Source organism: Mesorhizobium sp. M8A.F.Ca.ET.161.01.1.1 (assembly GCF_004792105.1).
Classification (GTDB): domain Bacteria; phylum Pseudomonadota; class Alphaproteobacteria; order Rhizobiales; family Rhizobiaceae; genus Mesorhizobium.
In genome coordinates, this window is record NZ_SRTD01000215.1 from 1 (window position 1) to 349 (window position 349).

At 62.5% G+C, this 349-nt stretch carries 1 protein-coding gene; it reads left to right on the forward strand.

Annotated elements, in window-relative coordinates:
- Positions 1–7 precede the first annotated feature (7 nt).
- The gene (locus EN804_RS35390) at positions 8–310 is read left to right on the forward strand and encodes a WGR domain-containing protein (protein ID WP_348642794.1); all 303 of its coding nucleotides are present in this window, start codon (positions 8–10) and stop codon (positions 308–310) included.
- The last annotated feature ends 39 nt before the right edge of the window (positions 311–349 follow it).

The following is a 349-nucleotide window of genomic DNA, read 5'->3' on the forward strand; positions in this document are numbered from 1 at the left end:
GCCGGATTTGGACTGCGCGATTCTGTTCGCCATGAACGCGCTGCACTATCGGCTCCACATCGAACGGCGTGACCCGGACCTTAACATGGCCCGGTTCTACGCGTGGTCGATCGAAGCGACGCTGTTCGGCCAAACCTGCGTTGTCCGCCGATGGGGACGGATCGGAACTAGCGGCCGCACCGTCCAGCATTCCTTCGACAACGAGGGTGAGGCCGTAGGTTTCTTCCTTGCATTGTTGCGCGCCAAGAAGCTGCGGGGTTATCGGCCAAGATCTGCCGCTCGACATACCGAAGCGACCCCGTCTGCTTGACGGGGTCGCTTGCCAGGGCCGTTCAGTCGCGGTTCGGGC